A 22478-nucleotide genomic window follows, 5' to 3' on the forward strand; every position below is an offset into this window, starting at 1 on the left:
AGGCGGGCCGGTCCCGACCGGGCGGGTTTCCGAGCCGGCCCCGGCTGGGCAGGGACACGTATCCGGGCGGGCCGCCTCGGCGAAGTTCTTCTCGATTTTCAAAGTTGAGCGGAATAGACTCAACTTTGTCGGTGTTGTTCTTTTCGAGAGCTGAAATCAGCACAGATTCTGAGAAGGAGATGCGTACATGGACGCACAGATGACAACCAAATCCCGGGAGGCGCTGCAGACTGCGGTCAACGACGTCGTCGCCCGGAAGAACAATCAGATCGAACCGGCCCACCTCGTCGCGGCCCTGCTCGGCCAGCCCGATTCGCTCGCCGCGACCCTGCTGACGAAGGTCGGTGCTGACCCGCAGACCGTGCTGCGGTCCATCGAGTCCGTGATCAGCGGGTTCCCCACCGTCAGCGGTTCCACCGTCAGCCAGCCGGGACTCTCCCGCGCCGGCCTGGAGATGATGAACCTCGCGCAGGAGGAGATGACGGCCCTCGGCGACCAGTTCGTCTCGACCGAACACCTGCTGCTCGCCGCTGCGGCCGGCAAGGACGGCGCCGGTGAGGCGCTGCGCGCGAATGGGGCCAACAGGGACGCGCTGCTCGCGGCCCTGCCCGAACTGCGTGCCGGAAAGAAGGTCACTTCGGAGAACCCCGAGGAGACGATGCAGTCGCTGGAGAAGTTCGGCATCGATCTCACCGCCGTCGCCCGGGAAGGCAAGCTCGACCCGGTGATCGGCCGCGACAAAGAGGTTCGCCGCGTCGTCCAGGTGCTCTCGCGGAGGACGAAGAACAACCCCGTCCTCATCGGTGAACCCGGCGTCGGCAAGACCTCCGTCGTCGAAGGCCTGGCCCAGCGGATCGTGGCCGGAGACGTGCCCGAATCGCTGCGCGACAAGACGCTCATCAGCCTCGACCTGTCCGCCATGGTCGCCGGCGCGAAGTACCGTGGTGAGTTCGAGGAGCGGTTCAAGGCCGTGCTCGAGGAGATCAAGAACGCCGACGGTCGGATCATCACCTTCATCGACGAGCTCCACACGATCGTCGGTGCCGGTGCCGGCGGAGACTCCTCGATGGACGCAGGCAATATGCTCAAGCCGATGCTCGCCCGCGGTGAGCTGCGGATGATCGGTGCCACCACGTTGGACGAATACCGCGAGAACATCGAGAAGGATCCCGCTCTGGAGCGCCGGTTCCAGCAGGTCTTCGTCGGTGAGCCCAGCGTCGAGGACACGATCGCGATCCTGCGCGGGCTCAAGGAACGCTACGAAGCTCACCACAAGGTCTCGATCAACGACGGCGCCCTGGTCGCGGCCGCAACGATGTCGAACCGGTACATCACCGGCAGGCAGCTGCCGGACAAGGCCATCGACCTCGTCGACGAGGCGGCTTCCCGCCTGCGGATGGAGATCGATTCGGCTCCGGTCGAGATCGATGAGCTTCGCCGTGCCGTGGACCGCCTGAAGATGGAGGACATGGCCCTGGCTAAGGAGACAGACTCCGCGTCGATCGAGCGGTTGAGCGCCCTGCGTGCCGATCTCGCCGACAAGGAGGAGGAGCTGCGCGGACTCGAGGCCACCTGGGAGTCCCAGCGTGCCGGCCTCAACCGGGTCGGTGAGCTGAAGACGAAGCTCGACGAGCTGCGTTCGGCCGCCGAGAAGGCTCAGCGCGACACGGACCTCGAGACCGCATCCCGTCTGCTCTACGGCGAGATCCCTGCCGTGCAGAAGGAGATCGCCGAGGCCGAAGCCGCCGAGGCCCAGGCCGAGGCGGGAGCGAATTCCGATCAGATGGTCTCGGACAAGGTCTCGAGCAACGACATCGCCGAGGTGGTCTCCTCGTGGACGGGCATCCCCGCCGGACGCCTCGTCCAGGGCGAGGTCGAGAAGCTGCTGGGAGCCGAGGGCATCCTCGGTGAGCGTCTCATCGGGCAGAAGAACGCCGTCGCCGCGGTCTCCGACGCCATCCGCCGTTCGCGGGCCGGGGTCGCCGACCCGGATCGCCCGACCGGTTCGTTCCTGTTCCTCGGACCCACCGGCGTCGGCAAGACGGAGCTCGCGAAGTCTCTCGCGGACTTCCTCTTCGACGACGAGAAGGCCCTGATCAGGATCGATATGAGCGAATACGGTGAGAAGCACACCGTGTCCCGCCTCGTCGGTGCACCTCCGGGCTACGTCGGATACGACGAGGGCGGCCAACTCACCGAGGCGGTCCGCCGTCGCCCGTACTCCGTCGTCCTGCTCGACGAGGTGGAGAAGGCGCACCCGTCCGTGTTCGACATCCTGCTGCAGGTCCTCGATGACGGTCGGCTCACCGACGGTCAGGGACGCACGGTCGACTTCAGGAACACCATCCTGATCCTGACCTCGAACCTCGGTTCGCAGTTCCTCGTCGACAAGAGCCTGTCGACCGAAGAGCAGCGGTCCAAGGTGCTCGATGTCGTGCATGCGACGTTCAAGCCCGAGTTCCTCAACCGTCTCGATGACATCGTGCTCTTCGACGCGCTCAGCCAGACCGAGCTCGCGTCGATCGTCGATCTGCAGATCTCGCACATGTCGCGACGGCTCTCCGACCGTCGAGTCTCGCTCGAGGTCACTCAGGGAGCCGAGGACTGGTTGGCGCTCGAAGGCTACGATCCGGCGTTCGGCGCCCGGCCGCTGCGCAGGCTGGTCCAGCGCGAGATCGGCGACAAGCTGGCCCGCGCTCTGCTCGCCGGAGACATCGTCGACGGGGACACTGTGGTCGTCGACCTGCCCGAAGACCCCGAGGCCACCGGCCTGGAGCTGCGCCCCAAGCGGTAAGGCTCCCGGCTGGGGCGTGCTGCGCGGATTCAGCCCAGTTTGAGTTGAATAGCACCTATTCGAACATGGGCTATTCAACTCAAACTGGGCTGTTTCGCTGACCGCAGGGTCTCCCATTTCAGCATCTGCCGGTTGCTGAGCGCCATGCGCGACGGTTACTTGCCGCGAGAGCCTGCGGACGACCGCGTACGAGTCTTCGCAGACCCGCCCTTGGCAGCACCCGAACCACCGCGAGCACCCGAACCGCCGCGGCCACCAGCGGAACCGCCACCAGCCCCACCAGCACCCCGCGGGGCCGATGACGTCCACCAATGCCGCAGGTAGGCGCTGACCTTCGCGAATGAGCGGTCGCGGATGAAGATCGCGTCGACGGCGATCATCGTCAGCGAGAACCACGGCAGGCCCATGAGCAGCGCGATGCCCAGGTGGAAGGACAGGATGCCCAGCAGCGCGATGATGCGGGTGTAGCGGTTGAAGAGCATGAACGGGAAGGCGCACTGGAAGAGGATCGATCCCCACGAGATCGCTACGACCATCGGCCCCCACGCCGTCATCAGGTCCGACAGCACCGGCCACGTGCCGAACTGCTGAGTGTGCAGCGGGTTGTACACGGCGAATCCGTGCTGCCAGGCCTCGCCTCCGGCCTTGTACAGACCGCCGGACATGTAGATCGCGCACACCTGGAACGCGAGTACGACGATCGCGAGGTTGTTGGCCATGATGAGCGCCCAGCGCCACTGCCCGCCGTCGTTGTCCGGGAACTCCGGGTTCCGCGCGCGCCGCCTGGCGTCGAGGGACCATCTGCGGGTCGTATCGGCGAAGAGCATGGCGATCATGAACATCCGGTAGGCGTTGTCGCCCTGATCCCCTGCCCCGTCGTTGAGCTCGATGAAGCTCACCCACAGCACGAGGTAGATCGGCAGGACGATCCTTGTGCGCCACCCGAGGATGATGACGATCGCCAGCAGCGCGAGCCCGATCATCATCGCCGTGAACAGCGGCGGCGTCGTCACCGCTCGGTGGAAGAGGGAGAAGAGCCAGATGGTCGGGAAATCGCTCTTGGGTTCGGCGATCTCCCCGTTCCAGGCCGATCCCACACCGAAGGTGTAATGCCGAGCGCTGAAGTTCGTGAGGATGAGGCCGAGACCGGCGAATCCGATGAGGATCCGTGTCACCGCCAGCCCGTATGTCGCGTGGTACCGGCCGGTGAGCATCTCCTCGAGCCAGTTCCAGCCCTGCGCGAGCTTCGTCCGCACGAGGGTCGTCACCGGGACCAGCCCGAATTCAGGAGCCGAATCACTCGCCGAGGCGGTCCCATCGTTTCCGCGGCCGGCGGAGTCCGAACCGTGGTCCTTCTCCGGTTTCCGCGCCGAGGCGGTGCCGGCGTTCGCGTGGCCCGCGGAGTCCTTCACCCGGCCCTGCGCCGAGGCGGCCGTGCCGGTCCGCTGGTCAGTGACCTCTGCATCGTGGTCGTCCCCGCCTGTGCGGGTCGTGTCATCACTGTTCACCGACGCACCTCACTTCGTCCGAGGCACAGAAGTACTTCGTGAATTCCTCTTGGGACTGATGATCTTCGACGACGAGTGCGCGCCATCCCACGGGGACGGGTTGGATGTTCGGACGCTTCGCGTCTTTGTCGTTGCGTTCGGCGAAAGGCACGACGTTCTGACGGGCGGCCTGGTATTGGACGCGCTGGACGTCGTCGCCCCAGATGGCCTTCGCCACCTGCGTCGCATACGCCGTGGCCAGATGTTCGCTCTCCAGGTAGGCGGGAATCGCGTTCTCCGGGTCGTCGTATTCCCCCAGCTTCGTCTCCAGCCGGTCGACGGAATCGTCGCCCTTGAAGTAGTCGAGTTTGACGATCGCCTTCTGATCGTCGGGCAGATCTTCCCACGAACCTTTGATGTCCGAGGCCACTCCGATGCCCAGCCCCGCCGACCGCGGCGGGAACAGCTTGTATGTCGAGTGGTCGAGTTCGACATCGGTGGCCCGCACCCATTGAGTGATCTCTTCGCCGCTGTCGGTCTTGATCACCGCGCGCACATCGAAGTAGTAGTCGCCGTTGATCGGCTCGGGGGCGAACACGCTCCACGACTGTCCCCACAGCGGGATCATGTATTTGGAGAGCAGGTCACCGGGAATCACCTCCCTCGCCGTCGAGGCAGGGGCGATCCACAGGAAGCTGGCGAAGATATGGAACCCTGTGATCGCCATCGCGATGACCATCAGGGTCCGTTTCACCGCCGAACGTCTCCGAGGTGTGACCTCGGTCGACTCATTGTCCATCTCGGTTCCGGAATTCTCTTGGGAATACGACTGCCGTCACCGCAGGTCCCGCGCCTCATCGGTCGCTTGGCAGATCTCTCGGTGACAACGCACAGTCAATAGGGTACTTCAGCTGTGGCACTGCCCGCCCGGGCAGCGGCAGAATCATTCGCGGTCATCAGGCGCAAGATGACTTCCTCACGATGACTTGCCGATTCGCGGCGCACGCCCGAGGTCTATTCGGCCGCCCTCAGCCACGCCTTGACCGCTTCCGTGGAATCGCCGAGCGTCGGCGGAGCCAGTTCGTAGCTCGGCGGGGTCTCGGACAACCGGATCGGGTTGCGGACGGTGGGGATGACGCGATCGCCCTGACCCGCCTCGGCGACGGGCTCGAGTCCCAGCGACGATGCCAGGTCCACACCTTGGGCGATCGAGTTGATCGGCGCGCAGGGCAGCCCCGCCTCGGTGAGGATGTCGAACCATTCCTGGTTCGTCTTCTCGCTCAACGCGGCGATGAGCTCGGGCTCGAGGTCATCGCGGTTGACGTTGCGGTCGGCGAAGTTCGCGAACCGTTCATCGGTCGCCCATTCGGGGTGGCCGAGCACCTCGGCGAGCCGGGCGAACTGCTTGTCGTTGCCGCACGCGATGATGATCTGGCCCTCCGCCGTGGGCATCGGCTGGTACGGGTAGAGGCTCGGGTGCTTGTTGCCCATCGCCTGCGGAGTCACGCCGCCGGCCACATATGCCGAGGTCTGGTTCGCCAGCCCGGACAGCGCCGAGGACAGCAGATTCGTCTCGACCAGCTGACCGGTCCCGGTGTCCTTGCGGTGGTTGAGCGCGCCGAGGATGCCGACCGCCGTATGCAGTCCCGTGATCACGTCGACGACAGCGACACCCGCCTTGACCGGGCCCGACTCTTCGGAGCCGGTGACCGACATGAATCCGGACAGACCCTGGATGAGCAGATCGTAGCCCGGCTGAGGATTGTCGCGACCGAAACCCGTCACCGAGGCGTAGACGATGCCCGGATTGACCGCGCTGACCGACTCATAGTCGAGGCCGTACTTCGCCAGTCCCCCGGCCTTGAAGTTCTCCACGAGCACATCCGCGCGAGCAGCGAGCTGCTGGGCGAAGGAGAGGTCGTCGGAGTCCTTGAAATCGAGGACGACGGAGTGCTTGTTCCGGTTCGCCGTGAGGAAATACGTCGCATCATCCCCTCGCCGAGGCGGCGCCCAGTGACGTGTATCGTCCCCGGTTCGCCCCTCCACCTTGATGACCGTGGCACCCAGATCCGCAAGCATCATCGTCGCGTAGGGGCCGGCGAGGACTCGGGAGAAATCGGCCACGATGGTTCCGGCCAGAGGCCCCGTCCCCTGCCGTCCGAATGCTGCGTCTGCTGCTGACACTTGATGCCTCCTTTGGCACGTTCTGCTTGCCTGTTCTTCGCCTGACTATACGGAATCGACATGGCCGCCCTGGCCTGTGGGGTGAGCGTCCGCGGAAACGAGCCGAGAGCCGGGCGGGCGGCAACGAAATCCGTCGACCGCCTCAGCGAGATTCTGGCTACACTCGGCTCAGCGACAGTCCACCAGCGAAGGGACGAACGATGACGTTGCACATGCCGGCGGAGACCGCCGCCCAGGACCGAGTCTGGATGGCGTTCCCGTCCTCCGGCTACGCGCTCGGCGACACGGAAGCCGAGGCCGAGGCGGCACGCGCCACGTGGGCCGCCGTTGCCCGCGCCACCAGCGAATTCACCCCTGTCACGGTCGTGGTGACCAGTGCACAGACCGATCATGCCAAGCGCCACCTCGGCGAGGGGATCAACCACGAGATCACGATCGTCAACGCCGAACTCGACGATGCGTGGATGCGCGATATCGGACCGAGCTTCGTCGTCGACGAGGCGGGTGCGATGCACGCGGTGGACTGGGTGTTCAACGGTTGGGGCGCGCAGGAATGGGCGAGCTGGGATCACGATGAGCACATCGGAGAATTCGTCGCGGGCCTCGCCGGGACTCCCGTGGTGTCCTCGGATCTGCGCAACGAAGGCGGCGGATTCCACGTCGACGGTCAGGGAACGGTGCTTGCGACGCGCAGCGTCCAGCTCGACCCCGGCCGCAATCCGGGACTGACCGAAGCCGATGTGGAAGCCGAATTCGCGCGCACGATCGGGGCCAAGAAGGTCATCTGGCTCGACCGCGGACTCCACCGGGACAATCAGACCTTCGGCACCCGTGGACACGTCGACATCGTCGCCGCGATGCCCAGCCCCGGCGTCGTCCTCGTCCACGATCAGCGCAATCCCGAACATCCGGACTTCGAATTCAGTCGCGCACTCAAGGAGCAGTTCGCGGCCGAGACCGCCGCCGACGGCACGCCCTTCGAAGTGGTGCCGATCCCGGCTCCCGAGGTGCTGCGTGACGAAGAAGGGTGGGTCGACTATTCGTATGTCAATCACCTCGTCACCAATGGCGGGGTCATCGCCTGCACCTTCGACGATCCGATGGACGCCGAGGCGGCAGCCGTGCTCGAGCGCGTCTACCCGGGGCGGAAGGTCGTCGGGGTCGATGCACGCGAACTCTTCGCCCGCGGCGGCGGAATCCACTGCATCACCCAGCAGCAGCCGAGCCTCGGCTGAGTCGAGCCGGAACCTGCTGCAGGTCCCGGCTTCCAACCCCCGGGCCACGCGTGCCGAGCCGGGATCCCGCGTGCCGAACCCGGGCCGCGCGTGCCGAACCCGGGATCGTCGAGAATCTGCGATGACGGCGCGGGTGAATCCATACCCGTACGAGCACGACTCGGTATAAGCTGGATCTTGAGGGCACAGTGCCCGTGCGCTGCCACATCGTTGCCCGGACCTGTGTCGCACAGCAGAGCCGAATACGGTGACGTCGAGTTGCGAAGAGGAGCAAGACCATGAAGAAGAGATTGATTCTCCTGGCCGGTCTCGGAGTCGGATTCATTCTGGGATCACGCACCGGGCGCCAGAGCTACGAACGGCTGAAGGCCCAGGCTCAGGATCTGTGGACCGACCCGCGCGTCCAGGACACCGTCGAGAAGGCCAACCAGTCTATTCGCGAGAAGTCGCCGGCAGTCGCCGATGCCGTTCAGACCGCGGCCGACAAGGTCAACGCCGCCGCTGCCACGAACACTCCCGTCTCCGAATTCGACGGCGACGAGGACTCGACTGGTGCGAAGGCAGACACGACCGCGAAGAGCACCACCGCCGCGCAGGAAGCAGCGAAGTCAAACACCACGGCTAAGCACAAACCGTCGCCGAAGGCCCAGGATTCGATCACCGATCCGGAGCGTCACCTCGACGACGAAGGACCGGCAGGAGTCGCCGACGACGACTGAGCAACGGCAGACTGGCTGAGTCAGTCGGCAACAGCCCAGGAAAAGGTGAACAGCCCATGTTTGAAACAGGGCTGTTCACCTTTTTCTGGGCTGTTCGCAGAATCCGCCGCTTTCTGGGCTGTTCGCAGAATCCGCCGCTGGTGGGCCGGCGCCTACAGCAGCGAACTCGTCAGGCGGGCCACGTTCTCCAGATACTTCTTCAGCAGCGGCCGCGCCTGCCACTCCTCCGCATTGAGCTCGACCGAATTCGGTGCATAGCGTTCGGCCTCGAGGTCGTACATGCGCTGCGTGAATTCCTTGTTGACGATGAAGAGCGTGACCTCGAGGTTCATCGCGAATGACCTCTCGTCCATATTCGACGAGCCGATGATCGAGACCTCGTCGTCGATCATGAGGAACTTCGAGTGCAGCACCGTCGGAGCGTGGTACATGAAGATCCGCACCCCGGCGCGCACCAACTCGTCATAGTACGACTGCTGCGCCTTGTGGGTCAGCCAATGGTCGCTCGTCTCGCCGACGTACAGACGCACATCGACTCCCGATCTGGCCTCGGTCGTCAGCGCGTGCAGCAGGGACTCGTCGGGCACGAAATACGGTGAGCAGACGACGACGCGACGATTCGCGTTGTAGATGAGGTGGTTGAACAGGCGCAGATTGTTCTCGTCCTCGAAGCCCGGACCCGACGGCACGATCTGAGCCTGGACGCCGCCGAATTCGGGGGCCTCGAGCTCGAAGCTGTCGGGTTCGTCGAGGATCTCGTCGGTCTCCGAATACCAGTCGGTGATGAACACGGCATCGAGCTCTTCGACGACCGGCCCACGACATTCCACCGACAGGTCCTTCCACTGGAAGCCCTTCCTGCGGTTGCGGGCCTTGTTGTAAGTGCGGTCGATGATGTTCTGCGAACCGGTGAACGCGACCTCCCCGTCGACGACGAGGATCTTGCGGTGATTGCGCAGGTCGGGCCGCTGGTATTCGCCCCTCCAGGGGCGGATCGGCAGGGCACGGCGCCAGCTGATGCCCGAACCGTCGAGCTTCTTCACCAGTTCCGAGTAGCCCGGGTAGCCCAGCGATCCCACATGGTCGATGAGGACCCGCACACTCACACCGCGCCGGTGCGCGGCCAGCAGCGATTCGAGCAGCCGCCTCGTCGTGTCATCGATGGCGACGATGTAGAACTCGAAGTGGACGAACCGCTGTGCTCGGTCGACGGCATCGGCCATCGCCTCCATGCAGGCGTGGTTGTCGACGTGGAGGTCGAAGGAGTTGCCGTGGGTCATCGGCAGGGCACCGAGATCGAAGTTGAGCTGCGCTGCGGTGCTCAGCGGTTCGGGCATATGGTCCTGGCGTCCGACGATCGCCTGGTGGCGGATCTGATCGCGGAAGAGGTCATTCATCTTCGACTGTTTGTCCCGCCGCCGCTTCGGCAGCTTCGACGATCCCAGCAGCAGGAACGCCGCAATGCCCACATACGGGATGAGGAAGATCGCAAGCAGCCAGCCCAGCGCGACCGACGGCCTGCGATTGTGCGGAATCCACCCGAGCGCGATGATGCGGATGATCATGTCGACCAACAGCAGGATGACGATCAGCCAGTTCGGCCAAGCCTGATTGATGTTGAAGAACGGATAGATCCCGAAACTGCTCATATAGTGCCCGTTCAGCCCCGCCCTGTTCGTCACCGGTTGGGTTATCGGCCTCAGATGGAGGATGTCAGATTGCCATCCATCGTATCCTGCCCGCCCCGCGCGCACTCGCCCCACCCCGCCATCGGCCCTCTGCCCGAGCCCGGGCATACTGGAAGCAGACATCAATTGCTGAGAGCGAAGGTGCTGAACGTGATTCGAGACATCAACCCCGAAGGTTCCGACCGTTCGGATACCGCCGACAGCGCGAGCCGCGGTCCCGATATCGCCGACGCCGAGGCGGTCCCGATCAGGCCCGCCGTCAGCGTGCTCATGCTCCGCGACGGGGAAGAGGGTGTCGAGGTGTTCGTCCAGCACCGGGTGTCGACGATGGATTTCGCCGCCGGCGTCGTCGTCTTCCCCGGCGGTCGCGTCGACCCTGTCGATGCGACGATCGCACCGACCATCGCCGTCCCCGATCCGCAGGTGCACACCTCCGCATGGTCCGATTCGACCATCGCCGAGGATGCCGAGGGTTGGCGCGTCCTGCTCGCCACCGCTGTGCGCGAGGTCGAGGAGGAGACGGGCGCGGTCCTCGACCCGGCCGGGCTCAAGCCGTGGGCGAACTGGGTGACTCCCTTGGGGCGGCCCAAACGCTTCGATACGTACTTCTATACGATCGCGGCTCCCGAGCTCGCCGCCGCCCAGCATCAGACGACGGAGGCGCACACGAGCGAGTGGCGCTCGGTGACCGGGATCCTCGCAGATGAGGGAGCCGGACGGCTGAAGCTCATGCGTCCGACGTTCGTGCTGCTGCGTGAGCTCGCGGAATTCCCCACCGTCGCCGAGGCGATCACCGCCGAGAGGATCATCGATCCAGTCCGCCCAGAGTTCCCCTCCAACCGCGGGTCCTGACTCAGCCCTTGGCGCGGGCCTTCATCGCGGCCAGGCGAGTGGCGACGACCTGCTTCTGCTCGTCGGTGCCCAACAGCGCGGCGAGCGCTTCCTGTTCGGCGTCGAGTCCGGTGCTGAAGTCGGAGTCATAGGACAGGTCAACAAGCCGCTTCGCCCACACCAGCGCCGACCGTGACTGGCCCGCGATCTGCCCGGCCAGTTCGAGAGCACGGGCCAGAGAGTCCTCGACGACTTCTTCGACGAGGCCGATGCGCAGGGCTTCTTCGGCACCGATCGTGTCGGCGGTGACGATGAGCTTCTTCGCCTGAGCCGGTCCCACGAGTCGCGGCAACAGCTGGGTGCCGCACATATCGGGGATGATTCCCCAATTGAGTTCCATGAGTGAGAGCTTCGCGTCCGGTCCGGCCACACGCATGTCCGCACCGAGAGCGATCTGCAGCCCGCCGCCGAGCGCCGGACCGCGCACGGCAGCGATGACCGGAACCTCGACGAGTGACCACACGTGCACGGCTTTCTGCGCCAGGGCCCGGGCCGAACCGAGCCGCTCGCCGATATCGACGGCGGTGGCCACGGAGTCCGCCGCTTCCGATTCACCGGCACCGGCGGCCTGCTCGGCTGCTTCCTCAGCGGATGAGCGGGTCGCTGCTCCGGCCTCGGCGATCCGGGCCATCTCGGTGAAGTCGAGACCGGCGCTGAAGGCACGACCGCGACCGGACAGGACCACGGCCTTGACTTCGCTCGAACCTTTAAGTGCCAGCCCCGCCTCGACGAGGTCTTCGAAGACCTCGCGAGTGAGCGAATTGAGCTTGTCGGCACGGTCGATCTCGACGTGGGCGACGCCGTCGGTGATCGCGTAGACGACGGTCGAGTTGGTGGTCTCGGACATGAATGGGCCTTTCGACGACGATGCCGGTGCGCAAACCACCGGCACAAGCGGAACATGACGCAGCCGCAGGCGACAGGCCACCGACGCCGGCGACACTGAACGAGCGATCAGCTGCGTTTCCTGAAGCCTAGCGGAGCACCGGTCAGGGTCAAGACGAAGACCACTATGAGGGAGCTCGCGCACATGGCGACGACTCCCGGCCAAGCGAAATCGGCGAAGAGGACCGCCGAGAGCCAGGCGCCGAGGCTCGTGCCCAGGTAGTAGACGGTGAGGTAGATGGCCGCAGAACGGGTCGAGTCGACTCCCGGCCGGGCGGCGCTGGCCGCCGCGGAGGCACCCGTATGCCCAAGGAAGAATCCGGCGGTGAGCAGCGACATGCCGATGATGATCACCACGAGCGAATCGACCAGAGTCAGCCCCGCACCGGCGAGCGCGATGACCATTCCCGCCAGGGTGATCCGAGTGCGTGGGTACTTCGTGGCCAAGCGGCCGTAATACGTGGTGACGACGGTGCCGACGAGGTAGATGAGGAAGAACAGCGCGACTGCGCCCTCGCTCAGGTGCCACGGATCCTGCTGGAGGCGGGTGCCGAGCATCGTGAACGATCCGCCGAAGACGATCATGCACAGGAACCCGGTGAGGTAGATCCTCCACAGACCTCCGCGCAGCGGAATCGCTCGCTGAGGGGGCTGCGCGCTCCCAGCCCCACCGTCGTCGGCGGCGTCGCCGGAAGAGTCGGCATCGCCGTCGACGGACCCATCGGTGGCGGCCGGGACGCCGTCACCGTCGGCGAGAGCATTGCTGGCACTGCCGTCACCTTCGGTGACAGCGTCAGGGTCGGCCGCCTCGGCGAGGGTGGGATTCGTGTCGGACGGAATGGAGTCGTCCGTGTCGAGGACAGCCCGGCTGCGGGCGGTGGAGAAGAGATCGTGGCGCAGCAGCCAGACGACGATGAGCCCGAAGATCAGCGACACGACCGCGGTGAACGCAAGCCCACCGTGCCAGCCGAGGAATTCCGACGCCAGCCCGGTGAGCAGCCTCGAGCAGAGCCCGCCGATCGTGTTGCCGGCGATGTAGACCCCGATCGCCCCGGGCAGCGCGGCCGGCGGCAGACGAAGCGACAGATAGGCCATGGCCGTGGCCGGCACCGAGGCGATCGCCAGGCCCTGGAGGAACCGGACGACGATGAGCAGCTCCGGGGTCGGAGTGAAGGGAAGTACAAGCGCGAGGATCGCCGCGACGATCACCCCAGCACCGATCTGGCGGGCGTGGCCGATCCGCGGGGCGAGCATGGAGAAAGGAATGAGGAAACAGGCCATGGCCACGTTCGTCGCGGACACGGTCAGGCTCGCCGTCGGACCGTCGATTCCGTAGGCGTCGCGGATCGCCGGCAGCAGGCCCTGGGTCTCGTAGAGGACGAGGAAGACGGAGACTCCCGCGAGGAAGACCGCGGCTACGGTACGCCGAGTGCTCGTCGGACTCGGCTCACCTGTGCTCATGAGCCCTACGCTATGCCTCCGGCATTCGCGGCTCAAACGATTCCGGGTCCCGGACCGTGTGAGTCCGGACACCGCGGGGATGCGGAGGATAACCCCATCGCGGAGGCGGCCCTGCGACTTCTAGGCTGAAGACCAGAAGTTCGACGAGCAGTGAATGGACGTGCCAGCGATGACGGCGACCAGCGAGATTCCCGCACTCAGCGCAGACCCCGCGAACCGCTCTGCCGCACCCTCTGACTCACCCTTTGCTCCACAGAACCCAGCCGCGCCCTCCCCCGGTGTCCCCACCTCGTCCCTGGAATCGCTTGCGCCTTCCGAAAGCCAGCCCGCGGACGTGCCCGGCAACCGCTCCTTCGTCATCACCTGGCTGCTGTCGATGCTCTTCGGGGTCCTCGGTCTTGATCGGTTCTACACCGGCCGATACCTCACGGGGGCGCTCAAGCTGCTCAGCCTCGGCGGGTTGGGGATCTGGTGGCTCATCGATCTCGGCATCGTTCTCGCCGGCGGCCTGCGTTATCGACGGGAGCCGCTGCGCGGTTACGCGCAGGACAAGGAGATAGCGTGGATCGCCACCGGATTCACCCTCATCGTCGCCTATTCGATGCAGGTCGACGAGCTCGTGACAACGCTGCTCGGCAGCCTCTTCTGAGACGATCCAGCCTCCAGTTCTGATGCGTCTCGGCAGCCTGTTCTGAGACGGTTCGCCGGCAGTTCACGACTGTCTCAGGTCTGCCTTTCCTGAAAACTGCACGTTCTCGGTCTAGGCTCGAGATCAGGACAGTCCAAGGAGGCACAATGAAACGGCAATTCCCCATTGTCCGGATGGTCACCGGCGAATCGGCAGGCAAGCAGATCGCCGGAGCGGCGGCGGCCGCCTCGGCGCTCGGACTCGGCGCGCTGGCAGCATGGGATCTCACGCAGAAGAAGCATTCGATCCTGCGCAACTATCCGATCGCCGGGCACGCCCGATTCCTGCTGGAGTCGATCCGACCGGAGATCCAGCAGTACTTCATCGAACGCAATTGGGACGGGCGCCCGTTCAATCGCGACACCCGCACCACCATCTACGAACGAGCCAAAGGCACCCACTCGGAACACGCGTTCGGCACCGAGCACGATGTCGACCGCGCCGGCTACGAGGCGCTCATGCACTCGAACATGCCGATCCCCAATCCGCCCAGGCCACCACGCGTGCGCATCGGCGGTGACGAGTGCACTCAGCCCTACGACATCTCGTTACTCAACGTCTCGGCGATGAGCTTCGGCTCGCTGAGCAACAACGCCATCCGAGCCCTGAACAAGGGCGCGGCGCTGGGCGGATTCGCCCACGACACCGGTGAGGGATCGATCTCGCCGTATCACCGTGAGCACGGCGGCGACCTCATCTGGGAGCTCGGCACCGGATACTTCGGCGCCCGCACCCCCGAAGGAGAATTCTCCCCCGAGATCTTCGCCGAGAAGGCGCAGGACCCGCAGGTGAAGATGGTCTCGCTCAAGCTCTCCCAGGGTGCGAAGCCGGGCATCGGCGGCGTGCTGCCAGGGCCGAAGGTCACCGAGGAGATCTCCGAGATCCGCGGCATCCCCGTCGGCCAGACCTGCATCAGCCCTCCCGGACACACGGTGTTCTCGACTCCGATCGAGCTGCTCGAGTTCATCCGGCAGATGCGTGAGCTCTCCGGCGGCAAACCCGCCGGATTCAAACTGTGCATCGGCTCGCGCACGGAGTTCCTCTCGATCGTCAAGGCCATGGTGGAGACGAACATCCTGCCGGACTTCATCATCGTCGACGGCTCCGAGGGCGGCACGGGTGCTGCACCATTGGAGTTCGAAGACAATGTCGGTCTGCCTCTGACCCAGGGGCTGATGATCGTCCACAACGCGCTCGTCGGCGCGGGCCTGCGGAAGCAGATCAAGGTCGGCGCCTCGGGCAAGATCGCCACCGGCACCGATATCGTCAAACGCCTCATCCAGGGTGCGGACTTCACGAACTCCGCCCGCGCGATGATGATGGCAGTCGGCTGCATCCAGGCCCAGGCCTGCCACACGGGCAAATGCCCCGTCGGCGTCGCCACACAGGATCCGCGGCGAGCGCGCGCCATCGACGTGCCCACCAAGGCCGATCGTGTGCGCAACTACCACGACGGAGTCGTCGCCGAGGCGGTCCGCCTCATGGCATCGATGGGTGCGGCCGCACCCGACGAGCTGGAGCCGACGATGCTGCGACGCAATGTCTCGGCCTCCGAATCCTGGTCCTATGCTCGCCTCTACGACTGGCTGAAGCCCGGCGAACTCCTTGATGACACCCCATCGGAGTGGGCAGACGACTGGGCCACGGCCCGCGCGGACACCTTCACCATCCCCCGCGGACACAGCCGCTGAGTGAGAGGATTCCTATGACCACGCTTGTCCTTCTCCACTCGGCGCTGGGACGGACGTCCGGGATGGACGCCATCGCCGAACGCTTCGCCCTCGCCGGGCATGCCGTCCACACTCCCGACGTCTACGCAGGCAGGACCTTCGACGACGCAGAATCGGGAGTCGCCCACTCCCAGGAGGTCGGGTTCTCGACCCTCGTGGATCGGGTGAAGGACGCCTGCGAGGACCTCGGCGATGATCTCGTCTTCGGCGGATTCTCACTCGGAGCCGCCCTCGCTCAGCAGATGGGCAAGAACGATCCGCGCGCCCGCGGCGTCCTGCTCTTCCACGGCGGCGGCTTCCCGAAGCCGACGCGCTGGCAGGCCGGGGTTCCGGTGCAGGCTCATTTCTCCGTCGATGACTCCTGGCGCAGTCCGGGAACGATCGAGACGCTGATGGAGTCTGCGACGAAGGCGGGTGCGCAGGCGGAGTACTTCCTCTACCCGGGCAGCACCCACCTGTTCAGCGACCCGACCACCCCGGACTACCGCGAAGACAGCGCAGAACTGCTCTACGAACGGGCCTTGGCTTTCCTCGACCGGTTCTGAAGTCCACTTCCCGGCTCCGGGCCACCCTTGCACATAGGCCATCGGTTGCCCAGCCTCGTCGACGCTGGCGGGCGCGGCCCGCCCATGTCACAGTCGGCCGCCTCACCCCACGACGAGGCCGTTGTCGACGATGAGGTTCTGGCCGGTCACCGCACGCGAGGCGGGAGAGGCGAAGAACACCACCGCCGAGGCGAAGTCCTCCGGAGTCGTCACCCGTCGCAGCGCACTGGCGGCCGCGATCTGGTCGAAGACCTCTTCGGGCGTCGCCGAGGACGCATCGGTGGTGCGCAGCAGTCCGCCGGAGACCATGTTCACCCGCACCCCGGCCGGGCCGAGATCCTTCGCGAACGTCCTGGTCAGCGACAGCAGCGCCGCCTTGCCTGCCGTGTAGTCGTGGTACGGCACGACCGGGTCCTGGAACAGGTTGGTGCCGATGTTGATGACGCGGCCGGAACCGAGCTCGCGGAAACCGTGCATCGCGGCCTGGATCGTGTTGACCGCACCTTCGACCGAACCACGGAACTGGTCGGCGAAATCCGAGTAGTCGATCTCATCGGCCGGTTGGCGCTCATCTCCGTTGAACGAGAAGTCTGCGAGAGCGTTGTTGACCACAGTGGATACGGGAGTACCGAACTCGGCGGCCGCGGTTTCGAACATGGCGTCGACGGCGCGGGAATCGGTGACATCGGCTTCGATGGCCACCGCACGTCCACCGCGAGCGCGGACCGCCTCGGCGAGCTCTTCTGCAGTCTCGGCAGAGTACCGGTAATTGATGACCAGGGCCGCACCTTCCGGAGCGAAGGCCTTCGCGATCGCAGCGCCCAGGCCGCGTCCGGACCCGGTGACGAGCACGACCTGCTCATCGAGTGGCAGAGCCTCGGAGGTGAATGCCTGTGGGTTGCTCATCGCGTGTCTCCTTCGGACGTCGGTGGGCGGATCCTGACCCCACCATACCCAGGAACCGCCAGCACCGTGGCCGAGCGCCGCGAGACGGTCTGCAGCGCGGCCGAGCGCCGCGAGACGGTCTGCAGCGCGACAGATGTTGGGTCGATCCACGGTGATGTCGCGGCGCAGAACACCGTGGATCGACCAGCAAATCGCTGCGAACCGCGCGCACATGGGCCACGGAACGTGCTCTGAGCGGCATGAGTCCATAGACTGAAAAGAAGACCACCGTTGTCCATCCCCAGGAAGTCACCCTTATGAACGAGCTCGGCGCCGGCATCTCCATCGGAGTCCTCGCGGCTCTCGTCGTCTTCGTCATCTACTTCATCGGAGCGAAGCTCGGACGATGGCAGCCCAGGAACCCCGCCAGTGGAGGCGGCGCCCAGGGCGGCTACCCGCAGACTCAGGGATACGGCCAAAACCCCTACGGCCAGCCCGGCTACAACCAGTCCGGTCGCCCGTGGAGCAGCGAGGATGAGACCCGCGTTCTTCCCAGCAACGCTCAGGGCTACAACGCACAGGGCTACGACGACGACGCCGATCTGCCGCGAGCGACGAAGAACGAACTCGCCGCCAACGTCCAGCACTCCGGCCAGATGATCGAGGCCAACCGACGGGCTGCCACCGCGGCCAACGGCGACACCGTCGCAGTGTTCACCTACATCCTCGGTGCCGCACTCATCGCCGTCGTCGCCTTCGTGTTCTTCAACAACCTGCTGCTGCCGGCCACCATCGGCGCGCTGACGGGCGCGATCATCTGCGTGGCTCTCTCGGCGACCTACACGATCAAGCACCTGGACTTCTGGCCGGACAATGCGACGATCTCGATCATCAACCTGCTCGTCGCCCTGGCCGCGTCGATCTTCATGTACATCGGGTCCGTGCAGACGGTGCGCGACAACATCAGCCTGTCCACGATCACCGACTCGTTCGACGCCCTGCCCTTCGGCGACGGCTTCTCCGCCTTCGCCGTGGCCATCGGCGACCGGGTGGTGACGTTCTTCAAGGACTTCGGCTTCTTCGGCTTCGTGTTCCTGCTGTTCATGGGCATCGGCTGCATCATCGTCTTCACCCTCGCCGCTAAGTCGCTCGTCGACGTCATGGATTGGCGGATCTTCGCCCAGTTCGGCCACAACGTCACCGATCGTCCTATGTCGTATTCGCGTGCCGTGCGCTTCCAGACGTCGAAGGTCTCGCACACTGTGACCTCGCTCGTTCTCGCCGTCATCGCTGTGCTCGCCGCCACAGGATTGCTCTATGACGGCTTCACCTGGTTCACACGCTGATGAACATCTCAGAAACCGGGCGGTAAGATAGGTCCGGAATTCCCCCGTCGTGACGCGTTACGAGCGCGCCTCTGCGGCCGATATCGACACCGACGAACGACCCGAAAAGGGATGAGTACTTCAATTGGCGAATGGCAACGCAACATTTCGGCACTCGAACGTGGCCCTGCTCGGCCTGACCGAGACCCTGGCCCCGAACGAAGTGACCTCGCAGGAATTCGACGACCGCCTCGCCGATACGCTGTCATCTCTCAAACTGCCGCAGGGTCTGCTCCAACGCGTCGCCGGTGTGTACGCCCGCCGCAACTGGGATGAGCCCCACCAGTTCGCCGATGGGGCGATCGCGGCCGGAAAGAGAGCCCTCGCCGAGGCGGGGGTCCCTCCCGACGCCATCGGACTGATGGTCAACACCTCGGTGACCCGTGAGCACCTGGAACCGTCCGTGGCCGTCGGCGTCCACGCCGGCATCGGGCTCGGCCCGCAGGCGATGAACTTCGACATCGCCAACGCCTGCCTCGGATTCGTCAACGGAATGACCCTGGCCGCGAACATGATCGACGCCGGGCAGATCGAATACGCCCTCATCGTCGCCGGCGAAGACGCCTCCCGCGTCCAAGACGCGACGCTCCGCCGCCTCAACCGTCCGGAGATCACCCGCGAGGAGTACCTCAACGAATTCGCGTCCCTGACCCTGGGTTCCGGCGCTGCCGCCGCCGTCCTCGGCCCGGCCGACAAACATCCGGAGGGCCACCGCATCCTCGGCGGCATCACCCGTGCGGCCACCCAGCATCACGAGCTGTGCGTCGGTGACCACAACGGAATGTTCACCGACACGAAGGGGTTGCTCTCCGGCGGCATGGAACTCGTCGTCGCCGCGTGGGAGGAAGCCCACGAGACCGGTTGGAACTGGCGGGAGATGGACCGCTACGTCATGCACCAGGTCTCCGATGTGCACACGAATTCGATCACGAAGGCCGCGAACCTCGACCCCGACCGGATTCCCGTGAGCTATCCGGAGCTGGGCAACGTCGGCCCCGCCTCCCTGCCCATCACCCTGTCCCGTGAGGCCGAGAACCTCAAACCCGGCGACCGCATCCTGTGCATGGGCGTCGGCTCCGGCCTCAACACCGCCATGACCGAGATCGAGTGGTAGAGACTTCATGAGATTTCCTGCACGGCCGGCCACGACTCCCCCGCAGCTGCCCGAGTGGGCCCCCGCCTGGTCCCGAATCGTCGAGGCGGAAACCTCCGACGGGACGCACGCGTTCCATGTGCTCGACACGCTGCCGGCCCTGACCGCTGCCGGGGTGGAGCCGACGGGCACGATCGTCGCCCTCCACGGCAACCCGACCTGGTCGTATCTGTGGCGCAGGCTGGCGCAGGCCACCATCGATGCCGCACAGTCCGGCGGCCGCGCCTGGCGGCTCATCGCCCCCGACCAGCTCGAGATGGGCTTCTCCGAACGGCTCGCCCACTCCTCGATGCCGGCCCCGAAATCCGCAGAGGTCCGTCGCATCGCCGATCGCATCGCTGATTTCGACGCGGTCGTCTCAAACCTGTTCGCCGAGGTGGCCGCCACCGGATCCGCCACCCACCCGATCGTGACGATCGGTCACGACTGGGGCGGAGTCCTCTCCCTCGGCTGGGCCGCCAGGAACACCGAACTGGTGTCCGCGGCGATCAGCCTCAACACGGCCGTCCACCAGCCCGAGGACGCCCCGGTGCCCGCACCGCTGCGCGCGACCCTGGCCGGGCCCATGCTGCCTGCGGCCACCGTTCTCACCGACGGTTTCCTGCGCGTCACCCTCGCTTTGGGTGACCTCGATGCCGAGACCAAGGACGCCTTCCACGCCCCGTACCGGAGGGCAGAGGACCGGTGGGCGATCGGGAACTTCGTCGCCGATATCCCCGTCGATGGCACTCATGCCTCCGATCCCGAACTCCAGCGCATCGGCCAGGACATCGCTGCCTTCGACAAGCCGGCCCTGCTCGTCTGGGGCCCGAAGGATCCGGTGTTCCTCGAACGCTATCTGCGCGACCTGCGCCAGCGCCTGCCGCAGGCCGATGTGCACCGATTCGAAACGGCCTCCCACCTCGTCAGCGAAGACCACGACGTGCCCGGTCTCGTCCTCGACTGGCTGAGCGCCCAGTTCGATGCGCCCACCACCGCGAACACCCCCACCGAGGCGGCCCCCGCGAAGGGATCGTCCGAGCGGAAGGGCACGGCCGCCTCGGCGACGGGATCGATCCCTGCCGCCGCCGGCTCAGCGTCCGAGGCTGATATCCGCGCGGTGACCGCGATCCTCGATGCCCGCCGTGACGACGAGGCGATCGCCTCGGTCGACTTCGCGCAGAATCCGGCGCAGCAGATCACGTGGCGCCACCTGTGGCACGTCACCACGTCGATCGCGAACGGGCTGCTCGACCTCGGGGTGAAGCCCGGGGACCGGGTGTCCATGCTTGTGCCTCCGGGCAACAATCTCACCGCCGCCCTCTATGCGTGCCTGAAGATCGGTGCGGTCGCCGTCGTCGCCGATGCCGGACTCGGCCCGAAGGGAATGACTCGGGCGATCACCTCGGCCGATCCGCAGTGGATCGTCGGCGAGCTGCCCGGACTCGCTCTGGCCCGCGCCTTCGGCTGGCCGGGACGACGCATCTCCGTGCGTCCGCTCGGACCTGTGCGCTCGCGGATGTTCAAGGCGGAGACGAGCCTGACCGAGCTCTCCCGCACCCCGCACCGGGCCGAGCTGCCGACCCCGGAACCGGATGCCGATGCGGCGATCCTCTTCACCTCCGGGTCGACGGGACCGGCGAAGGGCGTGCGCTATACGCATGCGGACATCTCCGCGCTGGCGGCCGTGCTGACCAGGACCTTCAATGTCACCGAAGGCACCGGTCTGGTGGCTGGGTTCCCACCGTTCGCCCTGTTGGGACCGGCCATCGGGGCCACCTCGGTGACACCGGACATGTCGGTGACGAAACCGAAGACGCTCACGGCCACTGCGATCGCCGATGCGATCATCGCCGGACGGGCCACCATGGTCTTCGCCTCCCCTGCCGCATACACGAATGTCGCCGCGACCGCCGGCGAGCTCGACGAGCAGCAGCGGGAAGCGTGCGCCGGGGTCGAACTCGTGCTCTCGGCGGGTGCGCCCGTGCCGCTGGAGCTTATGGATGCCATTGCCGAGGTGTTCCCGAACGCGTCCATCCACTCCCCCTATGGCATGACCGAGGGGCTCCTGCTCACCGACATCGACCGTGGCGGCGTGGCCGCCGCCGATGCCACCGGTGGTCTCGGGGTCTGCGTGGGGCAGCCGATCGACGGCGTCGAACTCGCTCTGGCCCCCATCGATGAGTCGGGACGTTCGGCCGATGAGCTGCTGCAGGGCGCGGCCGTACAGGGCCGCCTCGGCGAATTCGTCGTCAGTGCCGCCCATATCAAGTCCGGCTACGACAATCTGTGGCACACGACTGCGGATTCGGCGCGTGATGATCTGCACGGTCTGACATGGCACCGCACGAACGACATCGGCCACATCGATGAGAACGGTCGCGTGTGGCTCGAGGGACGTCTGCAGCATGTCGTCACGACCCCGCGCGGGCCGGTCGGGCCCGGAGGCCTCGAAGCGCTCATCGACGCCGATGAGCAAGTCAGCCGCAGCTCCGTCGTCGGCATCGGTCCCGTCGGCACCCAGGCGCTTGTGGCCGTGCTCGATGCCGAGGGCACCTCGCTGTCTCCCGGTCTGGCGCCCTTGGACCTGACGGCGCGCCTGCGGGAGAAGGTCGCCGAGGCGGTCGGTCATGATCTGACCGCTGTGCTCGTGGCACCCGAGTTCCCCACCGACATCCGCCACAATTCGAAGATCGACCGCTCCCGCCTCGCCGCCTGGGCCGACAGCGTCCTTGCTGGTGGGCCGGTGCGGGGAAGCGTCTGAGGCTG

At 65.9% G+C, this 22478-nt stretch carries 17 protein-coding genes; 10 read left to right on the forward strand and 7 right to left on the reverse strand.

Annotation, left to right across the window (positions count from 1 at the left end; translation table 11 throughout):
* Nucleotides 1-187: 187 nt before the first annotated feature.
* Nucleotides 188-2794 (forward strand): ATP-dependent chaperone ClpB, encoded by a 2607-nt coding sequence (gene clpB / locus HIM68_RS10505; RefSeq protein WP_172171951.1) that lies wholly within the window; start codon nucleotides 188-190, stop codon nucleotides 2792-2794.
* A gap of 155 nt (nucleotides 2795-2949) precedes the next feature.
* On the opposite strand, the gene HIM68_RS10510 is transcribed toward clpB, so the two are convergent.
* The 3 genes from HIM68_RS10510 to HIM68_RS10520 all read right to left on the reverse strand — a co-directional run bounded on the left by HIM68_RS10510 (nucleotide 2950) and on the right by HIM68_RS10520 (nucleotide 6465).
* Nucleotides 2950-4302: an HTTM domain-containing protein gene (locus HIM68_RS10510; protein WP_367647504.1), complete on the reverse strand. Its 1353-nt coding sequence runs from the start codon at nucleotides 4300-4302 to the stop codon at nucleotides 2950-2952.
* Nucleotides 4292-5035 (reverse strand): DUF5819 family protein, encoded by a 744-nt coding sequence (locus tag HIM68_RS10515; RefSeq protein ID WP_229664072.1) that lies wholly within the window; start codon nucleotides 5033-5035, stop codon nucleotides 4292-4294. Before HIM68_RS10515 ends, HIM68_RS10510 begins: the two co-directional genes overlap by 11 nt.
* A gap of 260 nt (nucleotides 5036-5295) precedes the next feature.
* A complete protein-coding gene (locus HIM68_RS10520; RefSeq protein WP_172171953.1) occupies nucleotides 5296-6465 on the reverse strand; it encodes a CoA transferase in 1170 nt (389 codons plus the stop codon).
* Between the two features lie 200 nt (nucleotides 6466-6665).
* On the opposite strand from HIM68_RS10520, the gene HIM68_RS10525 reads away from it, so the two are divergent.
* The gene (locus HIM68_RS10525) at nucleotides 6666-7700 is read left to right on the forward strand and encodes an agmatine/peptidylarginine deiminase (protein WP_172171955.1); all 1035 of its coding nucleotides are present in this window, start codon (nucleotides 6666-6668) and stop codon (nucleotides 7698-7700) included.
* 278 nt (nucleotides 7701-7978) lie between these two features.
* On the forward strand, nucleotides 7979-8419 hold the full coding sequence (locus HIM68_RS10530; RefSeq protein ID WP_172171956.1) for a hypothetical protein: 441 nt from the start codon (nucleotides 7979-7981) through the stop codon (nucleotides 8417-8419).
* 152 nt (nucleotides 8420-8571) lie between these two features.
* Here HIM68_RS10530 and cls read toward each other — a convergent pair whose 3' ends face one another.
* A complete protein-coding gene (gene cls / locus HIM68_RS10535; RefSeq protein ID WP_139469036.1) occupies nucleotides 8572-10068 on the reverse strand; it encodes a cardiolipin synthase in 1497 nt (498 codons plus the stop codon).
* Between the two features lie 189 nt (nucleotides 10069-10257).
* Between cls and HIM68_RS10540 the strand changes: the two genes are divergently transcribed.
* Nucleotides 10258-10959, forward strand: a complete 702-nt coding sequence (locus HIM68_RS10540; protein ID WP_367647505.1) for an NUDIX domain-containing protein — start codon at nucleotides 10258-10260, stop codon at nucleotides 10957-10959.
* 1 nt (nucleotide 10960) lies between these two features.
* On the opposite strand, the gene HIM68_RS10545 is transcribed toward HIM68_RS10540, so the two are convergent.
* Both HIM68_RS10545 and HIM68_RS10550 read right to left on the reverse strand, forming a co-directional pair.
* The gene (locus tag HIM68_RS10545; RefSeq protein WP_172171960.1) at nucleotides 10961-11845 is read right to left on the reverse strand and encodes an enoyl-CoA hydratase-related protein; all 885 of its coding nucleotides are present in this window, start codon (nucleotides 11843-11845) and stop codon (nucleotides 10961-10963) included.
* Nucleotides 11846-11952: 107 nt separating this feature from the next.
* Nucleotides 11953-13344 (reverse strand): MFS transporter, encoded by a 1392-nt coding sequence (locus HIM68_RS10550; protein WP_172171962.1) that lies wholly within the window; start codon nucleotides 13342-13344, stop codon nucleotides 11953-11955.
* 169 nt (nucleotides 13345-13513) lie between these two features.
* Here HIM68_RS10550 and HIM68_RS10555 point away from each other — a divergent pair, with 169 nt between their 5' ends.
* From HIM68_RS10555 to HIM68_RS10565, 3 genes are all read left to right on the forward strand, one after another.
* Nucleotides 13514-13993 (forward strand): TM2 domain-containing protein, encoded by a 480-nt coding sequence (locus tag HIM68_RS10555; protein WP_172171964.1) that lies wholly within the window; start codon nucleotides 13514-13516, stop codon nucleotides 13991-13993.
* Nucleotides 13994-14139: 146 nt separating this feature from the next.
* Complete coding sequence (locus tag HIM68_RS10560; RefSeq protein WP_172171966.1) at nucleotides 14140-15723, forward strand: FMN-binding glutamate synthase family protein; 1584 nt, start codon at nucleotides 14140-14142, stop codon at nucleotides 15721-15723.
* A 14-nt stretch (nucleotides 15724-15737) separates the two neighbouring features.
* Nucleotides 15738-16307, forward strand: coding sequence for a dienelactone hydrolase family protein (locus HIM68_RS10565; RefSeq protein ID WP_172171968.1), 570 nt, complete (start codon nucleotides 15738-15740; stop codon nucleotides 16305-16307).
* 102 nt (nucleotides 16308-16409) lie between these two features.
* Here HIM68_RS10565 and HIM68_RS10570 read toward each other — a convergent pair whose 3' ends face one another.
* A complete protein-coding gene (locus tag HIM68_RS10570; protein WP_172171970.1) occupies nucleotides 16410-17213 on the reverse strand; it encodes a 3-oxoacyl-ACP reductase in 804 nt (267 codons plus the stop codon).
* A gap of 296 nt (nucleotides 17214-17509) precedes the next feature.
* Here HIM68_RS10570 and HIM68_RS10575 point away from each other — a divergent pair, with 296 nt between their 5' ends.
* The 3 genes from HIM68_RS10575 to HIM68_RS10585 all read left to right on the forward strand — a co-directional run bounded on the left by HIM68_RS10575 (nucleotide 17510) and on the right by HIM68_RS10585 (nucleotide 22473).
* Nucleotides 17510-18538 (forward strand): hypothetical protein, encoded by a 1029-nt coding sequence (locus tag HIM68_RS10575; RefSeq protein ID WP_172171972.1) that lies wholly within the window; start codon nucleotides 17510-17512, stop codon nucleotides 18536-18538.
* A 124-nt stretch (nucleotides 18539-18662) separates the two neighbouring features.
* On the forward strand, nucleotides 18663-19691 hold the full coding sequence (locus HIM68_RS10580) for a 3-oxoacyl-ACP synthase III (RefSeq protein ID WP_139469028.1): 1029 nt from the start codon (nucleotides 18663-18665) through the stop codon (nucleotides 19689-19691).
* Between the two features lie 7 nt (nucleotides 19692-19698).
* Nucleotides 19699-22473, forward strand: a complete 2775-nt coding sequence (locus tag HIM68_RS10585; protein WP_139909292.1) for an alpha/beta fold hydrolase — start codon at nucleotides 19699-19701, stop codon at nucleotides 22471-22473.
* The last annotated feature ends 5 nt before the right edge of the window (nucleotides 22474-22478 follow it).

This window comes from Brevibacterium sp. CT2-23B (assembly GCF_013168765.1).
In the GTDB taxonomy this organism is placed as follows: domain Bacteria; phylum Actinomycetota; class Actinomycetes; order Actinomycetales; family Brevibacteriaceae; genus Brevibacterium; species Brevibacterium sediminis.

What these genes read in the sequence shown, in the direction of transcription:
- HIM68_RS10555 (WP_172171964.1), top strand. Translation starts at nt 13,514, where the DNA reads ATGACGGCGACCAGCGAGATTCCCGCACTCAGCGCAGACCCCGCGAAC.
- HIM68_RS10525 (WP_172171955.1), top strand. Translation starts at nt 6,666, where the DNA reads ATGACGTTGCACATGCCGGCGGAGACCGCCGCCCAGGACCGAGTCTGG.
- HIM68_RS10545 (WP_172171960.1), bottom strand. Translation starts at nt 11,845, where the DNA reads ATGTCCGAGACCACCAACTCGACCGTCGTCTACGCGATCACCGACGGC.
- cls (WP_139469036.1), bottom strand. Translation starts at nt 10,068, where the DNA reads ATGAGCAGTTTCGGGATCTATCCGTTCTTCAACATCAATCAGGCTTGG.
- clpB (WP_172171951.1), top strand. Translation starts at nt 188, where the DNA reads ATGGACGCACAGATGACAACCAAATCCCGGGAGGCGCTGCAGACTGCG.
- HIM68_RS10560 (WP_172171966.1), top strand. Translation starts at nt 14,140, where the DNA reads ATGAAACGGCAATTCCCCATTGTCCGGATGGTCACCGGCGAATCGGCA.
- HIM68_RS10570 (WP_172171970.1), bottom strand. Translation starts at nt 17,213, where the DNA reads ATGAGCAACCCACAGGCATTCACCTCCGAGGCTCTGCCACTCGATGAG.
- HIM68_RS10550 (WP_172171962.1), bottom strand. Translation starts at nt 13,344, where the DNA reads ATGAGCACAGGTGAGCCGAGTCCGACGAGCACTCGGCGTACCGTAGCC.
- HIM68_RS10530 (WP_172171956.1), top strand. Translation starts at nt 7,979, where the DNA reads ATGAAGAAGAGATTGATTCTCCTGGCCGGTCTCGGAGTCGGATTCATT.
- HIM68_RS10585 (WP_139909292.1), top strand. Translation starts at nt 19,699, where the DNA reads ATGAGATTTCCTGCACGGCCGGCCACGACTCCCCCGCAGCTGCCCGAG.
- HIM68_RS10565 (WP_172171968.1), top strand. Translation starts at nt 15,738, where the DNA reads ATGACCACGCTTGTCCTTCTCCACTCGGCGCTGGGACGGACGTCCGGG.
- HIM68_RS10575 (WP_172171972.1), top strand. Translation starts at nt 17,510, where the DNA reads ATGAACGAGCTCGGCGCCGGCATCTCCATCGGAGTCCTCGCGGCTCTC.